Genomic DNA, 20383 nt, shown 5'->3' with positions numbered 1-20383 from the left:
AAAAAAGGCGCCCGGAACCTCTCGGTTCCAGGCGCCTTTGCCTGTTCTTTTAGGGGTTGCCGCGCGACCACAGTGTCGACGCCAACCTGGTGAGCCCGATGCCGTGGACGGCTGGCGGTCCGCGTTGACCGGCCAGGGCTGCCAACCGCGTGTTCAGCTGGACTTGATAAGAGACGTAGCAATGGCTGTGCCAGCCGGTTATGGGTGAGTCAATCACGCCCGCGTACGGCACGTTCTGCTCTTGATTCTGCCCGCAGGGCGTAGGAGCGCGCTTGCCCGCGATCTGCCGGGAACCGGCAGCCAAATCAGACACCCTGGTTGTGTCAGACGGACCGCATTCGCCGTGTTTGCTGCCGCTGCGCGCCAGATCGCGGGCAAGCGCGCTCCTACACGCTGCCGCACAGAAGCGGGATTTGAGTCAGCCTGAATCGGCACAAAAACAGTGCGATTTCGCTCAGACCGCCCCATCGTGAAGCTGAGCATTCCCCCGCCCCGGAGCCGTTTGGCTAGCCAGCGGTGGCGCACTCAAGATCGCTGCCGTCGGCAATCCGGACTGCCAGGGGCAATTGCCAACTGAGCGCGTTTTTATAGACGCAGTATTGCCCCACGCTGGCCTGCCGTTTGCAACATCGTGCCCACAGGCAATCAACGCCGATTGCCATATTCACGACAAAGACGCCGTGTGCTCTCCGTTTTTCAACGGCTGAGAACAGGGCGTCTTTTTTTGCTTTCAGGAAACGGAATATGGCGAGCAGCAGCGTAAAGAGCGTGTGTCCTTATTGCGGTGTCGGTTGCGGCATCGTCATGCAGGTCGAAGACAACCGGGTTATCAAGGTCGTCGGCGACAAGACGCACCCGAGCAATTTCGGACGCCTGTGCACCAAAGGCACCACCTGCGGCCAGGCGATTGCCGGGTCGGGGCGGATGGAGTCGGCGTACATCCGCCATCAGCGCAGCCACGAGCCGGTGCGTGCTGAAATGGCCGCAGCCATCAGCGAAACCGCCCGGCGCTTGCGTGGGATTCTGGACCGCGACGGCCCTGGCGCAGTGGCGTTTTATGTTTCGGGCCAGATGTCCCTGGAGGCGCAATACCTGGCCAATAAACTCGCCAAAGGCTTCGTGCGCACTGCCAATATCGAGTCCAACTCGCGGCTGTGCATGGCCAGCGCGGGCAGCGGCTACAAGCTTTCGTTGGGCGCGGACGGCCCGCCCGGGTCCTACGACGATTTCGACAAGGCCGATCTGTTTTTCGTGATCGGCGCCAACATGGCCGACTGTCACCCGATCCTGTTCCTGCGCATGATGGACCGGGTCAAGGCCGGGGCGAAACTGATCGTCGTCGATCCCCGGCGCAGCGCCACCGCCGAAAAGGCCGGCCTGTTCCTGCAAATCAAACCGGGCACCGACCTCGCGCTGCTCAATGGCCTGTTGCACTTACTGGTGGAGAACGGCGACTCCGACGTCGACTTCATCGCCTCGTTCACCCAGGGCTGGGACGTCATGCCCGAATTCCTCGCCGAGTACACGCCCCCTTACGTCGCGCAGATCACCGGCCTGGCCGAAGCCGACATTCGTCAGGCCGCGCGCATGATCGGCGCAGCGCCCGAGTGGATGAGTTGCTGGACCATGGGCCTGAACCAGAGCACCCACGGCACCTGGAACACCAATGCGCTGTGCAACCTGCACTTGGCAACCGGGGCGATTTGTCGGCCCGGCAGCGGTCCGTTTTCCCTGACCGGCCAACCGAATGCCATGGGCGGAAGGGAAATGGGCTACATGGGCCCAGGACTTCCCGGACAGCGCTCGGCTTTAGTGGACGCCGACCGCCGCTTCATCGAAGACCTCTGGCGCATCCCGCAGGGCAGCATCCCGCACCAGCCCGGCGGCGGCACCATCGACCTGTTCGAACAGATGCGCGACGGCGTGATCAAGGCCTGCTGGATCATCTGCACCAACCCGGTGGCCAGCGTGGCCAATCGCACCACGGTCATCGACGCCCTGAAAACCGCCGAGCTTGTCATCACCCAGGACGCCTTCCTCGACACCGAAACCAATCGCTACGCCGACATCCTTTTGCCGGGCGCGCTATGGGCCGAAGCAGACGGGGTGATGATCAACTCCGAGCGCACCCTCAATCTGACGCAGAAAGCCGTCGTTGCGCCGGGCCAGGCCTTGCCGGACTGGCAGATCATCGCCAGAGTGGCCTGTGAAATGGGTTTCGCCGACGCCTTCAGTTACGCCTCGGCAGAGGAGGTGTTCGAAGAAATCAAACAGGCATGGAACCCCGCTACGGGTTACGACATTCGCGGCGCCAGCTATGCGCGCCTGCGGGACCAACCGGTGCAGTGGCCGTGCGCGCCCGATGACGACAGCGTGCGCAACCCGATTCGCTACCTCAGCGATACCGACGCACGACCCGTTGAGGCAGCGACACGTCCTGCGATCCTTTTCCCCACTGCAAACGGCAAAGCGGTATTTTTCCCACGCCCGCACATGGCGCCGGCTGAACTGCCCAACGATGCATTTCCCATGGTGCTCAATACCGGCCGCCTGCAACACCAGTGGCACACGCTGACCAAGACCGGGAAAGTCCCGACACTGAACGCGCTCAATGCGCGGCCGTTCGTCGAACTGCACCCCGACGATGCCCTTGCGCTGGGCATCCGCGAAGGCTATGGCGTGGAAATCCGTTCCGTACGAGGCCTGGCGGTGTTGCCTGCGGTGATCAGCGACCGCGTGCTGCCGGGCAACTGCTTCGCGCCCTTTCACTGGAATGACGTATACGGCGAAAAGCTGGCGATCAACGCGGTGACCAACGACGCCGTCGACCTGATTTCCCGTCAGCCCGAATTCAAGTGCTGTGCGGTCGCCTTGCGCAAGGTCGAGCTGATCGGGCATTGCTTCCTTGATTTGCCCCAAGCCGAGACCGGGATCGAGACGCAGACAGCACACGCCCCTGCGCCTCTGTTGACGCTGCTTTGGGCGTCACAAACCGGGAATGCCGAAGCGTTGGCCCGGCAGTTCGGCGACCATTTGAAGATTGCCGGCGTGGCGGTCCAGGTGGCGGCCATGGACAGTTTTCCCTCGGAGCGTCTGGACCAGCTGCAGAACGTCGCACTGATCAGCAGCACCTTTGGCGACGGCGAATCCCCCGACAACGGGCAACGATTCTGGCAGTCGCTGGCTGCTCGGCAAGAGCGTCTTGAGTCGCTGCGCTATGCCGTTCTGGCGCTGGGTGATTCGAGTTACGACAGCTTCTGCCAGCACGGCAAAAACCTCGACCACCGCCTGCACCACCTGGGCGCTTCTTCACTGCTCCCCAGACTCGATTGCGACGGCGAATATCAGGCCCACGCAGACAACTGGTTCACAGGGTTGCAGCAGGCGCTGTCGCTGAATCTTCCTACCCCGTCAATTACCGATAACGCACCGGTTTCCGGGAATCAGCCTTCACGGACACAGCCCCATCACGCGCGTTTGTCGCTTAATCGGCGACTGAATGCGGACGGTGCCGCCAAGGATACGCGGCAACTGGCGCTGACCCTTGATGGCTCGGGCATGACCTATGAAGCCGGTGACGCTTTGGGGGTGTGGCCGCGCAATTGCCCCGAGCTGGTGAACGAGTGGCTCAAGCTCACGGGCCTTAACGCCGAGCAACCGGTGCCTGGCCTGAAGGCGACCGACGTGCCGCTGCGTCAGGCGCTGGCCGAACAATTCGAAATCGCGCGACCTGGCGCAGAGACCTTGGCATTCATCGCCGAGCGTAACGGCAGCAATGATTTGAAAACCCTGCTGACCGAACCCTTCAAAGGCGAGTTGAAGGACTGGCTGTGGGGCCGGCAGTTGGCCGACGTGCTGCGCGAGTTTCCGATTGCCTGCTCTGCGGACGAATGGCTTAACCATCTCAAGCCGCTGCAACCGCGGCTTTATTCCATCGCGTCGAGCGCCAAGGCGCATCCCGATGAAGTCCATCTCACGGTTTCCGCCGTGCGCTACGGCCTGCGCAAAGGCGTTTCATCGACCTTCCTGGCGGATCGTGCGGGCGATTGCGAGGTGCCGATTTTCCTGCAACCCACCCGGCATTTTCGCCCGCCGCTCGATGGCGATGTGCCGATGATCATGATCGGCCCGGGCACCGGCGTGGCGCCATTTCGGGCGTTTCTGCAGGAGCGGCGCGCACGGGGCGATCGGGGCGGTAACTGGCTGTTCTTCGGCGAGCAGCATCAGGCCACCGACTTTTACTACCGCGACGAGCTTCAAGGCATGCAGCAGGACGGCCTGCTGACCCGGCTGAGCCTGGCGTTTTCCCGGGATCAGGCGGAAAAGATCTATGTTCAACAGCGCATATACGAGCAGGGCGCCGAACTCTGGCGCTGGCTGGAGGAGGGCGCGCACCTGTACCTCTGCGGCGATGCCACGCGCATGGCGCGGGATGTCGATCAGGCCTTGCGTCGTGTGATCAGCGAACAGGGTGGCGTCAGCCTGGAAAAAGCCGCCGAGCAGTTGCGCTTTCTGACTGAGCAGAAGCGCTATGTGCGGGACGTTTATTAGTGCCGTTCGCTCAGCCTGTGGTTGGCCGCTGAACCCCAACTGAACGGATTTCTCGATCAAACAAGAAAACCTTTGGATACCTGAACTTATCCGCCTTTTCTCCCTCTCATGCCGGTAGCCATTGATCGCGGCAGCCTGATAAGCTCGCGGCTTTACTCGTTTGCCCTATTGGCGCATGAACAAGGAAACAGAATGAAACAGCATCGGTTGGCAGCGGCGATTGCCCTGGTCGGTCTGGTACTCGCGGGCTGTGACAAGCAAGCCAGCACCGTTGAGCTGAAAACACCGGCCCAGAAAGCCTCTTACGGCATCGGCCTGAACATGGGCAAAAGCCTGGCTCAGGAAGGCATGGACGATCTGGATTCCAAAGCGGTAGCGCTGGGTATCGAAGACGCCGTTGGCAAGAAAGAGCAGAAGCTCAAAGACGAAGAGTTGGTTGCAGCGTTTGGCGACCTGCAAAAACGCGCTGAAGAGCGCATGGCCAAAATGAGTGAAGAGTCGGCATCCGCTGGCAAGAAGTTCCTCGAAGAAAACGGCAAGCGTAAGGAAGTCACCACTACCGCTTCCGGCCTGCAGTACGAAATCATTAAGAAGGCCGACGGTCCAGTACCGAAGCCGACTGATGTCGTGACCGTTCACTACGAAGGCAAGCTGACTGACGGCAAAGTGTTCGACAGCTCTGTTGAACGCGGCAGCCCGATCGATCTGCCGGTCAGTGGCGTGATCCCGGGTTGGGTCGAAGGTCTGCAGCTGATGCACGTAGGCGAGAAGGTCAAACTCTACATCCCTAGCGAATTGGCCTACGGCGCACAAAGCCCTAGCCCGATGATCCCGGCGAACTCGGTTCTGGTCTTCGACCTGGAACTGCTGGGCATCAAGGACCCTGCAGCTGCAGGCGCCAATGATGCTGCTGCCGGCGCCGATGAAGAAGAAGAGGCTGCCCCGGCAGCCGAACCGGCCAAGCCAGCCGCCAAGAAGTAATCGTTCGAAAGACTGATTACCGCTTGAAAGAAATGCCCCGTCTCGACGGGGCATTTTCATTTCCGGGCCGATTTGATCGAACCGGCTGGGACGGCCAGAGTCCCATGTCGGTCAGTCAGCGTGCTTTAAGCCGGGATTTGTCGGAGGCTGCGGGGGCGTTCACTGGGGCGTTGATTCGTCCTTGGCTAGCGCCACAGGCCTGTCGAGTCAACGGTTTTCGCGGGTTTTTATGTGTGTAAAAAACGCGCGATCTAAGTCCGGACCCGGTAGCACGGGCGTTCCGGCCCCGAAAAGAGGGTCTGTTCACAAGGTTATCCACAATTTGTGTGGATAACCTTTGGGTGCGGAATTGACGCACGAGTCAGTAGGCTGCTTCGACCTACGCAATCAGCCAGCAGGTCGATTTTTATCGGTAATCGTGGAGTGGATATGAAAGCACCCTGGAATCTCATTCGTTATCTGCCCATGGCCAAGCGTTTGATGGCGGCAGGTCGCTTGCCCGCATTGCTGTTTGCCGTTGCAGGCAAAACGGCCAGTGAGGGCGGTCGGCTGGGCAAGATCAAGGACGATTTGAAACTGCTTCAAGCGTTGTGCCTGGCCTACTGGCGCGGGGAGTATCGCGCCATCAGCGGTAAGGCGATTCTCTCGATCGTGGCCGGCCTGATGTATTTCCTCAGCCCTCTGGATGCGATTCCTGACTGGATTCCCGGCTTGGGGATGCTGGACGACATCGCGGTGCTGGCGTGGGTGATGAAGCACCTCGAAGCCGAACTCAGCGCATTCCGTGCCTGGCGCGCGTTGCAGAACCCGGAAAAGCTCGCGGTGGTTGAGCGTTTGCCGGCGACGCCTGTCTTGCTGGAGCACGAGAAAAAGATTTGAAGGCGGATTTGTGCGGCTCTTCATTGACGCCACCAGCGTTCCAGTGATTCCACACACGCAAGTCGCAGCCAACCGCTGTTAAGATGCCGCCCATACTTAGAAAAAGACTACGTAAAAGCGTGTTTTAGTCCTACAGGGGGGTGGTATGGATCTTCAGGTTATTTCGCGCGATGGAGAGCCGGAATATGCGGTGGTCCCATGGGCGCAGTATCAGGCCCTGTTGCGCGCGGCGGGTGTTGCGCGTGGTCCGGAGTCCGGGCCGGTGATCCACACCGAGGCCGAGTTTGAACAGTCCTCGTCCGCTGGCGCTGCAGACCTTCCTTCTTTATCTCAGTTGGGTGCATTGCGCGAGGCCAAGGGCCTGGAAGTGGCGCAATTGGCGCGCACCGTCGGCATCAGCCCCTCTTACCTGGACCTGATTGAAAGCGGCGCCCGTAAGCCGGACGCGGCTATTCGCCGGAGTCTGGCCTGGGAACTGGGTGTTGCGGGCTGGCGGGGTGAAGCATGAGCGTGCGCATCAGTCGCCAGCACTGGGACGGGCTGCTCGCCGAACTGGACCTGGCCCGTCGCCAACGTCATCTGGTGACGTATCGCGCGTTGCTGGAGCGGTTGCAGTTACCCACCCCCGCCATGCAAACCCTGACCGCCGCCCTTGAACACCTCGCCGCCCTCGACGCCCGCGCCGAGCAGCCGTTGCGCAGCGCGCTGGTGATCAGTCAGGGCGCCAGCCGCCTGCCTCGGACCGGATTCTTCGAATGCGTCGAACGCCTCGGCCGTTTCTCCGGCCCCTCCGACGGCATCGCTGCTGCCTCTTGGCACGCCTCGGAAGTCGCCCGGGTGTTTGAGTTCGAGTATCCGCAGCCGGTGAAGCCGGAGTAAGTAGCAGATCGGGTGGCTGACAGGCCACATCCGAATTCGGGCGCATACCCGAACGTTCCTACGCTCATGCGGACGCGCGTTAAACGATGCCGCCAATTCCTCGCCCACCGCGGATCAGACTGTAGGAGCGCGCTTGCCCGCGATCTGGCGCGAAGCGGCAGCAGACCCGGCGAGCGCGGTGTGTCAGGAGTAACCGGCGCGTCAGGTTTCACGACTGCTGCGCAGCCGATCGCGGGCAAGCGCGCTCCTACACCGGTCGGGGTATGACGCCAAATCCGTGCATGTCTTTGCGTGATATGTGATCTGCCGCCCATTCCTCGCCGGCCGGGGATCAAACTGTAGGAGTGAGCTTGCTCGCGATCTGGCGCGAAGCGGCAGCAGACCCGTGCACGCGGTGTGTCAGCGGTAACCGGGGCGTCAGGTTTCACGACTGCTGCGCAGCCGATCGCGAGCAAGCTCACTCCTACACCGGATCTTCCTTGGCCGGGATTTCAGCGTCAGACACAAAACCAAGGAGCCGGCTTGCTGGCGAAGGCGGTGGGTCAGTCGAAATGGATGGCACAGGCAGACCGCATTCGCGGGCAAACGCGCTCCTACACTGGATTTCCGTGGACCGGGATTTCCGCGTCAGGCACAAAACCTGTGGAGCCGGCTTGCTGGCGAACCCTGTCGGTCACCCCAACACCGCCTGATTCAACACCGCCATGACTTCCGCCTCCAGCGTATTGATCACATGCACGCTCGCACCCACCACCTCTTTGGCGTGGTGCTTGGCCTGGGAAGCCAGTTCGGCCAGTTGGCTGGCATCGAGGGTCGTGCAGACTTCAGGATGCAGGTGCACGACGCCAATGGACAGTGACAGCAGCGGGAATTCCTGGCGCTGGCCCTGGCGGTTGAGCGCCACGAAGCAGCCGGCCTCCAGATGCTCGGCGCGGTAGAAGCGTCGGCACTGGTTCTGGAAGTCTTCCAGCAACATGTTCAAGCGTTTGCGCCAGTCGTCCGAGCCCAGCACCATCAGAAAGTCATCACCACCGATGTGGCCGACAAAGTCTCGACTCGGGTCGATGCGGTCGTTCAGGCATTGCGCCAGACACAGCAGAACCTCGTCGCCGCGCCCGTAGCCGTAGATGTCGTTAAAGGGCTTGAAGCTGTCGATGTCCACGTAGCAGATCATCGACTCGCGGCCCTGCTGCAACAACCGGGTCAGGCACTGCTGGATCGGCACGTTGCCCGGCAGCAGGGTCAGCGGGTTGGCGTAGCGCGCCTGCTGGATCTTCACCTCGGTAATCAGCTTCAGTACATCGATCACCCGGCCCAGCCCAAGGTAGGCGCCGTTCTGCATGATGATGAAATCTTCTTCGATGCGTTGCCGCGCGCGGCTGGTGATCAGCCGGCTGACCTGCTGCAGCGACTGGCTCAGCTCGACGGCCAGGAAGTCATCGCTCATCAACCGGCTGATCGGCTTGCGCGCGTACAGCTCGGTGGCGAACGGCTGCAGCAGCACGTCCGACAGCGAATGGCGGTGGACAATCCCGATGGGCTGATGCTGCTCGTCCAGCACCGCCAGGGAGTTGAGATTGGCCTGCTTGCGAAACGACTCCAGCACTGTGGCGGTGGGCGTGGTCTGCACCACGGCCGGCAGCTCGTTGAGCAGCGCGCTGAGGTCGCTGGTTTCTTCGGTCAAGGTCGCGGCAGCCGGGTCGATTTTCGGCAGCAGCGCACGGGCGTCACGGGGCGGAAACTCCTGCGGACGACACAGCAAATAGCCCTGAACCAGCTCGACGCCCATGTCGATCAAGACGGCCAGCTCTTCCTGCAACTCGATGCCTTCAGCGATCACCAGCGCCCGCGACGCCTTGGCCATTTGCAGCATCGAGCCGACGAACTCGCGCTTGACCGCGTCCTGATGAATGCCATCGATGAAATGCCGGTCGATCTTCACGTAATCGGGGCGTAGTTCGGACCACAGCCGCAGGCTCGAATACCCCGCGCCCAGGTCATCGAGGGCGATGGAAAAGCCCATGTCCCGGTAGTGATAAAGCGCGTTGTAGAGCAGGCCGAAGTCATCGGTCGGCGTCTGCTCGGTCAGCTCGATGACCACGCGGCTTGGCGGTATGCCGTAGCGCTGCAACAGCTGCAAGGTGCGCCCCGGCGGGTGGGATGCTTCCAGCAGCGACTCGGGCGAGATGTTGAGAAACAGCTTGCCCTCCAGCTTCTGTTGACTGAAGCGACGACAGGCCGACTCGCGGCAGGCGAGTTCCAGTTCGCTCAGGCGCCCGGCCTGACGGGCCACGGCGAAGAGGCTCAAAGGGGAATGCAGCGCGCTGTTGGAAGGACCGCGAGTCAGGGCTTCGTAGCCGAGAATGCGCCGATCCGATAGCGACACAATCGGTTGGAACAGGCTGTGCAAGTCGCCGTGAGTCAGGATCGAACTCAGAGCGCCCAGCTGTTCAGTCACGGTCATGGCAATCTCGGGGCAAGAAAAAGGGGCTGGACGCTTGTGGCGTCGAGCCCCGCTATTTCACGACAGCTTTATGACTATTTGATGACGATTTGCCATCATTTCGTCACGTTTCACGCTGTTTTACTTTTTCGCCACCGAACCGCTCAAGCCGAGATAGTCGAGCAAGATACGCCCGGTCTCAGCCAGGTAGGCGTCATCCTCGGGTTTGGTCTTGTCGTCGTCCGAAGGCAGCGCGTCTTCGTCTTCCTTCTTCAGCTCTTTCAGCGGCTCTTCGCCTTTGGCCTTGCGACGCACGTTCTCCATCACCAGCTGCTTGCTCTCGATGTCGGCGTGTTGCTTGCGGCGTTCGGCTTCGTTGAGGCTGACGGTCTTTTCGCTCATCAGCTTCTTCGCCAGCGCGAGTTTTTCTTCGATGAAGACAAACTCGGCGTCTTTGGCCGAACGCACGTCGTGACGCGATTGCAGCTGGGCGAGGAACGGCTTGAACGGATCCACCGCAGGCTTGATCGCCGGCTTGATGGTGTCGTAGGTCATTGCTTCAGGCAGTGCGCTTTCACCTATTTCCTTGGTGTCGATAATCGACGGGTAACCGATGTCCGGCAGCACGCCCTGATGCTGGGTGCTCTGACCGGAAACCCGGTAGAACTTGGCCAGCGTCAGTTTCAGTTCGCCATGGTTCAGCGGCTGAATGGTCTGCACGGTGCCCTTGCCGAAGGTCTGGCCACCGATGATCAGCGCGCGGTGATAATCCTGCATGGCGCCGGCGAAAATCTCCGAAGCCGAGGCCGAGAGGCGGTTGACCAGCAGCGCCATCGGGCCTTTATAGAACGCACCGCTGTTCTCGTCTTCCAGCACATCGACCTTGCCGTCGGCGTTACGTACCAGAACGGTCGGGCCTTTGTCGATGAACAGACTGGTCAGCTCGGTGGCTTCCTGCAGCGAACCACCGCCGTTGTTACGCAGGTCGATGACCACGCCGTCGACTTTCTCGGACTGCAATTCGGTCAGCAGCTTCTTGACGTCGCGGGTCGTGCTCTTGTACTCGGGATCGCCGGCGCGGTAGGCCTTGAAGTCCAGGTAGAAAGCAGGAATCTCGATAACGCCCAGTTTGTAATCCTTGCCGTCCTGATTCAGGTGCAGGATAGACTTCTTGGCCGCTTGCTCTTCGAGTTTCACGGCTTCGCGGGTGATCGAAACAATCTTGGTGGTCTGGTCGCTCGGCGCATTGCTGGCCGGGACGATTTCCAGACGCACGACCGAACCCTTCGGACCGCGAATCAGTTTGACCACTTCATCCAGACGCCAGCCGATCACGTCGACCATCTCTTTTTCGCCCTGGGCGACGCCGATGATTTTGTCGGCGGTTGCCACTTGCTTTGTCTTCGCGGCAGGGCCGGCCGGAACCAGGCGGACAATCTTGACGTTGTCGTTGTCGCTCTGCAGGACAGCGCCGATCCCTTCAAGAGAAAGGCTCATGTTGATGTCGAAGTTTTCCGCGCTGTCAGGTGACAGATAGTTGGTGTGCGGATCGTAGGACATCGCGAAGGTGTTGAGATATGCCTGGAACACGTCCTCGCTGCGGGTCTGGCCCAGACGCGCGAGCTGGTTCTTGTAGCGCTTGGTCAGGGTTTCCTGAATCTTCGCCGGGTCTTTGCCCGCGATCTTCAGACGCAGAACCTCATCCTTGACGCGTTTGCGCCAGAGGTCGTCGAGTTCGGCTTCGTTCTTGGCCCATGGCGCGTCCTTGCGATCAACCAGCAAGGTTTCCTGAGTGTTCAGGTCGATCTTGTCGACGCCCTTGCTCAGCTGCGCCAGGGCGAAATCCAGACGCGACTTGATGCGGTCCAGATAACGCTTATAGATAGTGAAGCCTGGGGCCAAGTCGCCGCTTTTAAGAAAGTCGTCGAACTGGAAACGCCACTTGTCGAACTCGGCGATGTCGCTGGCGAGGAAGTAGCTGCGCGCAGGATCGAGGAGTTTCAGGTAGCTCTGATAGATGATTTCCGAACGCTTGTCGTCCAGCGGCGGCTTGCTGTAATGGTGGCGCTTGAGCAGCTCCACGACATTCAGACTGGCGATGACTTCATCGCGATCAGGTTGAAGATTATCCCAGCTGTTGGCGGCGAACGAACTGGCCGACATTGGCAGGACAGTCAGGCCAATGAGTAATGCAAGGGTGGTGCTGGGTAAGAAATGCTTCATGCTGATTCGACGCGGGGACAATTGATAACGCATATTAGGCCGTCTTTGGAGGTCGCCGGTTCGGTCAGAACACGGTCGCATAATGCAAAAAGCCCAATGGCCGTGAGGCACATCGGGCTCAGTCAAGACTCACTATGGAGGCACCGTGAAAGCATTGCAAGGCGTTGAAGGTCGTGTGGAATGGGTTGAAGAGCCATCGCCGACTCTGGATGCAGGACAAGTCCGCATCAAGGTCGCAGCGGCCGGACTCAATCGTGCGGATTTGCTGCAACGCTCGGGGCATTACCCGCCACCGCCAGGTGTCACGGAAATCCTCGGGATGGAATGTTCAGGGGTGATTGCCGAGGTCGGTCCGGGCACCGCCTGGGAAGTCGGCGACCGCGTGTGCGCGCTGGTTGCAGGCGGGGCGATGGCCGAAGAAGTGGTGGTCGACTCCCGGCATGTGCTGCCGGTGCCCGAGGGGATTTCGCTGCACGAAGCGGCGGCGATTCCCGAGGTCTACGCCACCGCCTGGCTGAATCTGTTCCAGCTGGCCGGCCTCAAGCCCGGCGAAAAAGTGTTGCTGCATGCCGGGGCAAGTGGAGTTGGTTCAGCTGCCATTCAGCTGTGCAAGGCGTTCGGCAACCCGGTCTGGGTCACCGTGGGCTCGGCGGAGCGGCTGGCGTACTGCGAAGCGCTCGGCGCTCAGGGCGGTGTGCTGCGCAACGAGAACCTGGATGCGCTGAACGACTTCGCGCCGTTCCACGTCATTCTTGATCCGGTGGGCGCCAACTACGCCGCGCTGAATCTGAAAGTGCTCGGCGTGGACGGTCGTCTGGTGCTGATCGGGCTGATGGGCGGAAGCAAGTCCGAGCTGGATTTCGCAAAGGTGCTGGGCAAGCGCATCCATATTCTGGGCTCGACCCTGCGCAGCCGCGACGACCAGTTCAAGGCCGACCTGCTTAGCGATCTGGGGCAGCACGTCATGCCGCTGTTCAGCGAAGGCCGCCTCAAGCCGCAGCTGGCGCGCAGCTTTCCGATCAGCGAAGCCGAAGCGGCCTACGCGGAGCTGGCGACCAATCAGGTGTCGGGCAAGGTGATACTGGTGATCGACGACAGTCTGGTGTGACCTGCGTTTTCTCCTGTATCTGTTCCCTATAGCCGTGCTTCGTTAGCTGACCGGCGGTGGCAGGAACTGTCATTTCTGACAGTAGTCAACCTAGGTGATTCGGTTCTCAATAAAGCCTTGTTGCGTTGCCAAGCCGGTGGGTGCCGGCTGGCAGCGTTCCATCGGACGAGGTGAGAGCAGCATGGCCAGGGATCGGAAAACCAATTCGTCAACGTGGCGCACAGCGGATGTGCCCAGAGTCAATCTGGCGCGGCCCGAGGTGCCTGCGATCATTGATCCGGCCGATCCGGACGGGCTTGTGGCGACGGGAACCCAGATCAGTGGGCTTGAGGTACTGGTCCCGCTTTGGGCGTTGCCGGCCTTACCGGGAGAGTTCGACCGACTGGACTTGTTCTGGAGCGGGGAGAGCGATGACAGGCCCGTGGCAAGCGAAAGCTTTACAGGTCCCGTCGATCCGACGCAGTTCCCTTTTCCCCTGACAGTTGACAAGAACCTCCTGCAGCCGGATGGCCAATACCAACTCTGGTACACGGTCACCAACGACGCTGGCGCGGTTGCACCTTCCGATCGGCGCACCGTCACCATCGACACCCGCCCGCCCAGCTACGACAAGCAGTTGCTGGCCTTGTTGTTACCCAATGATCTGGTAGGCGGGGTGATCAACGAAGCGTACTTGGAAAGTCATGAGGACCAGGTAGAGCTGCGCCTTCCGATCCCGGTTTACCTGGATGCGCAAGAGGGCGATGCCGTTGACCTTTACTGGTCGCAGAACAACCCACCAACGACATCGGTTGTAGCCAGTGTGACGGTGACCCAGGCGCAGATCGACGCAGAAGATATCCGCATCGTTTTGCCCGGTAGCGCCGTGCGTGCGCCGGATCGGGATGGCAATTTTTACGCGACGTACAAAGTACGAGACCGGGCCGGCAACGAGACCGACTCGTTCTCCCGCGAAACGCCTGCCACCGTCGCCCTCAAGCCATTGCCCGGGGGCGATTTGCCCGAGCCGGAGTTCCCGGGGGCAGATACCTACGGCTACATCAATTGCGACGATGAACCCTGGAACGGTATCGCGGTGCGCATCTCTTTCGTTCGCAACCTGTTCGAGTACCAGGACCAGATCACCCTGTACTGGCAGGGTTATCGCACGTTCAACGGCAGCGATCCGATTTCAGGCACCGAAGGGGTGTTTACCCGGACGGTCAGCGCGCAGAACGTGACTGACGGTTATCTGGACATTCTGGTCGAGCCTTTCATTCCCCACATCGAACCCATCCTCGAAGGATCGGCGCTGGCCACTTACCGGTTGACGAAAGTCAGCGGGCAGTCGGGCGCCTCGGAGGAGGGGCTGGTGAAGATCAATCGCAAGTTGCCCAGCGGCGAGATCTGCGGGCCGACGACGTTGGCCATGCTGTCTGACAGCAGGTCGGGTGATGGATGCAGCGTTTGTCGCAAAGTCAGGCGTTTTATCGCCCGCGTGTTTCAAGCATTCGGGCGTGGCGGTAGAGGGAAGTAACGCTGAAACAAAGGACGCGCCGGGCTAGCTGGGCGCGAGTCAACTCAAGGAGAAACAGCATGAGCGGCACATCAACCAAAACACTTAACATTCTTGCAAATGCGCTCGCGCGCAGTGTCAACAAGCAGAAAAGGGATAAAAAAACCCGGGCTGGCGTGTTGGCGCTCGCTGCCCCGGTGCCGCCTGACTGGTGGAACGGGGATACGAACTTCGCAGGCCTGGTGCCTCGGGAAGATCAGGAAAAGGACATGACCATTCTCATCGCCAAGTGGGACAACAGTGCCTTGGACAACGAAATTGATACGCTTCTTTTTCAATGGCGCCCCTTGAACTCCGGTAACTGGCAGCCTGCCCAGAATGCAATTTCGCTTCCAGGCCCGCTGGACCCGTCTCAGTTTCCAATGCCGCTGACGTTGAACAAATCCAATTTTGCAACCGAAGGCACTTTTGAGTTGCGCTATCAAGTCACCATTGATGTTGGCACCACTACCGACTCTGATACCGCGACCTTCATTATCGACAAGACCCCGCCCAATAATAATCAGTCGCCGACAGCGCCGACGTTTTCAGACCCCATCGTCGTCAGTGATGGCATCACGCAGGAATACCTGACTACCAATGGGGGGGTGCTCATTGAGATCCCGATTTATCAGGATCAGCGGTTGGGCGACTCGCTGCAGATCTACGTCCATAACGCCGGCACCAGTCCAACCAACCCTATTTATGAGGGCGAGATGGATGGGAACCGCCAGATCAAAATACCGTCCGCAGCTTTTGCCGGATTGCGGGATGGCCTCATCTACGTCTCCTACCGCTTGGTCGACAAGGTGGGCAATCTCGGGGGGGGCTCCAATAATGCGACCGCCGGCCTTTTTATAGAACCGCTGCCGGATGTTCTGGCCGCACCCACCGTGCCCATTATTAAGGGTGACAACGTTCTGAACCTTGATGATGTCCTGCTTGGTACTTCCAGTCTGGTCGAGATCGAGCCTTACAAAAATGCGCTCGAGGGCGATACGGTCGTGCTGACCTGGGGCACTGCCACGCACAAGGTGAGGCACGTCGTTTCGGACGTCCTTGACAAGATTGTGTTGAATGTTGGGTATGAAAATACGTTGGCACCCGCCTACGGCGCAGCAACCGGCGTATTACCGACGACCGTCAGCTACGTCGTCGAGCGTGGCAACAAGACTTTTCCCTCAGATACAGCGACCATCGATGTTGACTTCTTTGTCCCCGGACCGGAGAACCCGGACCGGCCGGATCCGATCAACGTCAATCTTCCGAGGGTCAAGGTCCGAGGCACCGGCGCCAATCCGGAGGACGATGTGCTCAATGAAGACGATGCCGGTTTGCCTGTAGAGGTGACGGTCGATCTCTACGCCCCCATTGGCCCGGACGAGGAGATGATTCTGTACTGGGCCGCAGTAGAAAACGATGTAGGTACTTTCAGTCCGGTCCAGGGCACACCCGGCGATCCATACACGTTCACTGTGCCGTGGGACCGTATCAAGGACCTGCCCAGCGGAATTGCAGTGCCAGTGTTCTATACCGTAGGGCGGGCCGACGGCACTGGCAACGTCGAGTCGTGTGTGCCGACTCTGGTGGATGTCAGCGCCGCCTTGCCAATCAAGCTTTCCGAGCCAGAGTTTCCTGACGCCGGTGTGGCTTCGGACGGTTCCCTCATTCTCAACTGCACCTCGTTTATCGGTCCGGATCAACTGGTCAACGTCCGCATTCCGCCCAATACATTGTTGAAAGGTGGAGAAACGCTCTCGTTCGAATGGCAGTGCTACACCGACAAGCTGGGTCAGTCACCGGCGGGCACTCTGCAGGAGTTCGACAAACTCATCACGGCAGACCAGGCGGCAAACGGCTTTGAATTCACTGTGAGGCCATTTGCCGATTACATAGTTCCGGTGGGCAGGAACGGGTCGGTCACATTGAAGTATGTGTCTGATACAACGCCGCCGATGCAGGGCGAGGTGCTGATCCGGGCCGCAGCGCAAGATGCGGCCGGGGTATGCACACCGAATCCCCGAGTTGGGCTCAGGTCCGGAGGGTGCGGCTGTTAGGTCCAGGTCAGCGTCAACTCTGAATCTTGCCAAGTCGGGTGATTAACGCACCAGGGCCGCGTCAAGCGGCCTCGGTGTTTAATCTGGCTGACTGCAAAATCAGGCGATGAACGGCAGACGTCGCGCACTGTAGGAAGCTACGCTCAAAAGTTTAGGAATCGTCCTACATCGGGTATGGATTTGAAAGCTGTAGTCTTCGCGCCCTTATCCTGCGGCGCTGGTTCGATGGTTCTGCGGGAATGGCGTTTATTCCCAAGGAGCAGGTCATGGCAGGATCACCTTTCACACCCTCTCGTTACATCACCGCTTCAACCCTTATGTCCCTCGCGCTGTGCATCAGCGCTGCGGCCCAGGCCCGCACGTTGGTGCCCGGGGAAACTGCCGCAGTCAATCAGGGGGATACTCCCGAATCATGGACCCTGGCCACCGGTTCTACCCTCACCGTTAACAACGGCGCGCAAACGCTGTCGATCAACGGTGGAGGTGCAGGCAGCGTCGTCAATCTCAATACAGGCAGTTCGGCAGGCAGTGTCAACCTGGGTGCCGCAGGTGCTGTGGCCAACATCACCGGTGCCAGCGTTATCGCCAGCGGCAGTGCCAATGCCAATGCTCTGACACTTGCGGACGGCTCGGCGATCCTCACTGATGCCACCGTTGTCAGTACAAACGGTCTGGGGCTATTCGGCACGCAAGTCGCCACCGGACCGGGCAGTTCGTTCCTGATTAACGGCGGCACCATCACCGGTTCTACTGGCGGCGCGTCGCTTTCCTTTGGCAGCAGTCTGGACGCAACCGGGGTGGTGATCACCGGCACTAACGGGAACAGTTATGGGGTCCGAGGCTTTGGTTCGGACATTTCTTTGCGCGACAGCACCGTGACGGGAGGGCTGAATGGTCTTGCCTACCGCGTGGACGTTTCCAACGTGCGACAGGGAACGATCAATATCGAAGGCTCCCATATAGAAGGCACCAACGGCGCTGCGATCCTGCTCAATGGTCAGGGCGGCGGGATGGTCGCCGAGCTTAACCTGCTCAACGGCACCACCCTGACCGGTGGCAACGGCAATGCGCTGGAAGTGACCAACACGGCAACGGCGAACGTGCTGCTGCAGAACAGCGAAGTGACCGGTAACTTCGCTATCTCCAACGGCAGCGTCGCCAACCTGACCGTCGATCAGGGCCGGTTGATCGGTAACGTGACGGCGGACGCCACCAGCAGCGGCACCCTGGCGCTGAATAATGGCTCGGCGCTCACAGGTGATGTCACCGGGATTGATACGGTCAATCTGAATGCGAGTTCCGTTACCGGGAACGTGACCTCGGCCAGCAGCGCCGGCGTTGTGTCGCTCGTGGGCGGTTCGGCACTTGAAGGTAATGTCAGCAGCGACAACGTCAGTCTGAATGGCAGTTCAATGATCGGCGACATCACCTCGCTCAGCAGTGCGGGCATCGTATCGCTGGCCGGCGGTTCGGCACTGGAAGGTAACGTCAGCAGCGACAACGTCAGTCTGGATAACAGCTCGATGAAGGGCGACATTACCTCGATCAGCAGCACGGGCGTCGTATCGCTCGTCGGCGGTTCGGCACTGCAAGGTAACGTTAGCAGCGACAACGTCAGCCTGAATGGCAGCCAGATGATCGGCGACATCACCTCGCTCGGCAGTGCGGGCCTCGTATCGCTCGTCGGTAGTTCTGCACTGGAAGGTAATGTCAGCAGCGATAACGTCAGTCTGGATAACAGCTCGATGAAGGGCGACATCACCTCGCTCAGCAGTGCGGGCGTCGTCTCGCTGGCCGACGGTTCGGCACTGGAAGGCAATATCAACAGCGGCAACGTCAGTCTGAACGCCAGTTCAGTGAAGGGTGATATCACCTCAGCCAGCAACGCCGGAGCGGTATCGCTTGTCGCAGGTTCGACGGTGGAAGGCCAGGTCATCGGCGACAACGTCAGTCTCGACGCAAGCTCCATTACCGGCGATGTCACTTCGGCGGACGGAGCAGGTGCCGTCAAACTGGTTCGCCGCTCTGTGGTGAGAGGCAACGTGAACAGCAACAACGTCAGCCTTGAAGCCAGTTCGGTCGCGGGGAATGTCACCTCGACCGGTGACGCAGGCGTCGTGTCCCTGGCGGCGGGTTCTTTGCTGGAAGGCAATGTAAGCAGCGACAACGTCAGCCTCGATGCCAGTTCTATCGTCGGCAATGTCACGTCGACTGGCGGCGCAGGTGTGCTGAGATTGCTGGGCGGCTCAACGCTGAAAGGCGATGTGAGCAGCGGTAATGTAAGCCTGGATGCCAGCTCGATGTCCGGCAATATCACCTCCAGCGCTGGGCTTGTTTCGCTGACCAACAACTCGGTGTTCACCGGTAACCTGTTCAACGTCGACAGCGCCACCCTTGCGGGGGCTTCCACCTGGAACATGGTCGGCACCAATACCCTCAACTCCCTTGCGATGAATGACAGCACGGTGCGGTTTGGCGCGACCAACGCGTTCTATCAGCTCAACGTTGGCATGCTGTCCGGCAACGGCACCTTCATCATGGATGCCGATTACCTCACCAACGAGCACGACCTGCTCAACGTTACCGGTTCTGCAACGGGCAGCCATACCTTGCTGATCGCAGGTTCCGGCGTCGATCCCACCTCACCGCAGCCCTTGACCGTCGTGCAGACCGGGGGCGGTAACGCGACCTTCTCGCTGGCGGGCGATCGTGCGGTGGACGTGGGGACCTATTCCTATCAGTTGGCGTCGGCCAGCAACGGCGCGGGCGGGACCGACTGGTTTCTCGACCCGGGCACGGCGACGATCAGTCCTGGCACGCGCTCTGTGCTGGCGCTGTTCAATACCGCGCCGACGGTCTGGTACGGCGAGCTGACGTCGCTGCGCAGTCGTATGGGCGAGTTGCGCTTCAACGGCGGCAAGGCGGGCGGCTGGGTGCGCACCTATGGCAACAAATACAACGTCGATCAGGCATCGGGTGTCGGTTATCAGCAGACGCAGCAGGGCGTGTCGCTGGGTGCCGATGCCCCGTTGCCCGTGGGCGACGGGCAGTGGCTGGTGGGTGTGCTGGCCGGGCACAGTAAATCCGACCTTGACCTGAGCCGCGGTACCTCGGGCACGGTCAACAGCTATTACGCCGGGATTTACACCACCTGGATGGATCAGGCCAGCGGGTACTATTTCGACGGTGTGTTGAAGTTCAACCGCTTCCGCAACGACTCGAAGGTCAGCATCAGCGATGGCACCCGTGCCAAGGGCGATTACGACAACTCAGGCGCAGGTGGCTCGGTGGAGTTTGGTCGGCACATCAAGCTGAACGACGGCTATTTCATCGAACCGTACAGCCAGTTGTCCGCCGTGGTGATTCAGGGCAAGGATTACGAGCTGAACAACGACATGCGTGCCGAAGGCGATCGCACCCGTTCGCTGCTGGGCAAGGTGGGGATGACGGCGGGACGCAACTTCGCGATGAGTGACGGCAAAGTGTTGCAACCGTATGTGCGGGTGGCGGGCGTGCATGAGTTCGCGAAGAACAACGAAGTCCAGGTCAACAACAACGTGTTCAACAACGACTTGTCCGGCTCGCGGGGTGAGTTGGGGGCGGGTGTTGCCGTGGCGTTTTCCGACAGCCTGCAGGTGCATGCTGATTTTGATTACTCCAATGGCGAGCATATTGAACAGCCGTTCGGGGCGAATGTGGGATTGCGGTATAGCTGGTAATGAAAAGGG

Annotated in this window: 11 protein-coding genes; 9 read left to right on the top strand and 2 right to left on the bottom strand. The window is 60.3% G+C overall.

Features of this window, described 5'->3' with window-relative positions; all coding sequences use genetic code 11:
• The first annotated feature begins 744 nt into the window (after positions 1-744).
• The 5 genes from L4G42_RS01635 to L4G42_RS01615 all read left to right on the top strand — a co-directional run bounded on the left by L4G42_RS01635 (position 745) and on the right by L4G42_RS01615 (position 7290).
• A complete protein-coding gene (locus L4G42_RS01635; protein WP_237259132.1) occupies positions 745-4551 on the top strand; it encodes a bifunctional nitrate reductase/sulfite reductase flavoprotein subunit alpha in 3807 nt (1268 codons plus the stop codon).
• A 192-nt stretch (positions 4552-4743) separates the two neighbouring features.
• Positions 4744-5532 carry a BamJ family beta-barrel-assembly machinery protein gene (locus L4G42_RS01630; RefSeq protein ID WP_237254062.1) on the top strand — a complete coding sequence of 263 codons (789 nt, stop codon included), beginning with the start codon at positions 4744-4746 and terminating at the stop codon, positions 5530-5532.
• A gap of 429 nt (positions 5533-5961) precedes the next feature.
• On the top strand, positions 5962-6411 hold the full coding sequence (locus L4G42_RS01625; RefSeq protein ID WP_237254063.1) for a YkvA family protein: 450 nt from the start codon (positions 5962-5964) through the stop codon (positions 6409-6411).
• 145 nt (positions 6412-6556) lie between these two features.
• Positions 6557-6919 (top strand): helix-turn-helix domain-containing protein, encoded by a 363-nt coding sequence (locus tag L4G42_RS01620; protein WP_237254064.1) that lies wholly within the window; start codon positions 6557-6559, stop codon positions 6917-6919.
• Positions 6916-7290: a hypothetical protein gene (locus L4G42_RS01615; RefSeq protein ID WP_172611137.1), complete on the top strand. Its 375-nt coding sequence runs from the start codon at positions 6916-6918 to the stop codon at positions 7288-7290. Before L4G42_RS01620 ends, L4G42_RS01615 begins: the two co-directional genes overlap by 4 nt.
• Before the next feature lie 673 nt (positions 7291-7963).
• Here the strand turns inward: L4G42_RS01615 and L4G42_RS01610 are convergent.
• On the bottom strand, positions 7964-9754 hold the full coding sequence (locus L4G42_RS01610; protein ID WP_237254065.1) for a bifunctional diguanylate cyclase/phosphodiesterase: 1791 nt from the start codon (positions 9752-9754) through the stop codon (positions 7964-7966).
• Between the two features lie 120 nt (positions 9755-9874).
• The gene (locus tag L4G42_RS01605; RefSeq protein ID WP_237260464.1) at positions 9875-11956 is read right to left on the bottom strand and encodes a carboxy terminal-processing peptidase; all 2082 of its coding nucleotides are present in this window, start codon (positions 11954-11956) and stop codon (positions 9875-9877) included.
• A gap of 145 nt (positions 11957-12101) precedes the next feature.
• Here L4G42_RS01605 and L4G42_RS01600 point away from each other — a divergent pair, with 145 nt between their 5' ends.
• The 4 genes from L4G42_RS01600 (at position 12102) to L4G42_RS01585 (ending at position 20374) form a co-directional block, all read left to right on the top strand.
• On the top strand, positions 12102-13064 hold the full coding sequence (locus L4G42_RS01600; RefSeq protein WP_237254067.1) for an NAD(P)H-quinone oxidoreductase: 963 nt from the start codon (positions 12102-12104) through the stop codon (positions 13062-13064).
• A 229-nt stretch (positions 13065-13293) separates the two neighbouring features.
• Positions 13294-14580, top strand: a complete 1287-nt coding sequence (locus L4G42_RS01595; protein ID WP_237254068.1) for a hypothetical protein — start codon at positions 13294-13296, stop codon at positions 14578-14580.
• Positions 14581-14639: 59 nt separating this feature from the next.
• On the top strand, positions 14640-16655 hold the full coding sequence (locus tag L4G42_RS01590; RefSeq protein ID WP_237259131.1) for a hypothetical protein: 2016 nt from the start codon (positions 14640-14642) through the stop codon (positions 16653-16655).
• A 266-nt stretch (positions 16656-16921) separates the two neighbouring features.
• Positions 16922-20374: an autotransporter outer membrane beta-barrel domain-containing protein gene (locus L4G42_RS01585; protein ID WP_237254070.1), complete on the top strand. Its 3453-nt coding sequence runs from the start codon at positions 16922-16924 to the stop codon at positions 20372-20374.
• The last annotated feature ends 9 nt before the right edge of the window (positions 20375-20383 follow it).

This window comes from Pseudomonas petrae (assembly GCF_021728295.1).
Lineage (GTDB): Bacteria > Pseudomonadota > Gammaproteobacteria > Pseudomonadales > Pseudomonadaceae > Aquipseudomonas > Aquipseudomonas petrae.
This window is presented reverse-complemented; position numbering and strand designations above follow the sequence as displayed.

Coding starts and splice junctions, on each gene's coding strand:
- L4G42_RS01635 (WP_237259132.1), top strand. CDS start 745: ATGGCGAGCAGCAGCGTAAAGAGCGTGTGTCCTTATTGCGGTGTCGGT.
- L4G42_RS01630 (WP_237254062.1), top strand. CDS start 4,744: ATGAAACAGCATCGGTTGGCAGCGGCGATTGCCCTGGTCGGTCTGGTA.
- L4G42_RS01625 (WP_237254063.1), top strand. CDS start 5,962: ATGAAAGCACCCTGGAATCTCATTCGTTATCTGCCCATGGCCAAGCGT.
- L4G42_RS01620 (WP_237254064.1), top strand. CDS start 6,557: ATGGATCTTCAGGTTATTTCGCGCGATGGAGAGCCGGAATATGCGGTG.
- L4G42_RS01615 (WP_172611137.1), top strand. CDS start 6,916: ATGAGCGTGCGCATCAGTCGCCAGCACTGGGACGGGCTGCTCGCCGAA.
- L4G42_RS01610 (WP_237254065.1), bottom strand. CDS start 9,754: ATGACCGTGACTGAACAGCTGGGCGCTCTGAGTTCGATCCTGACTCAC.
- L4G42_RS01605 (WP_237260464.1), bottom strand. CDS start 11,956: ATGAAGCATTTCTTACCCAGCACCACCCTTGCATTACTCATTGGCCTG.
- L4G42_RS01590 (WP_237259131.1), top strand. CDS start 14,640: ATGAGCGGCACATCAACCAAAACACTTAACATTCTTGCAAATGCGCTC.
- L4G42_RS01585 (WP_237254070.1), top strand. CDS start 16,922: ATGGCAGGATCACCTTTCACACCCTCTCGTTACATCACCGCTTCAACC.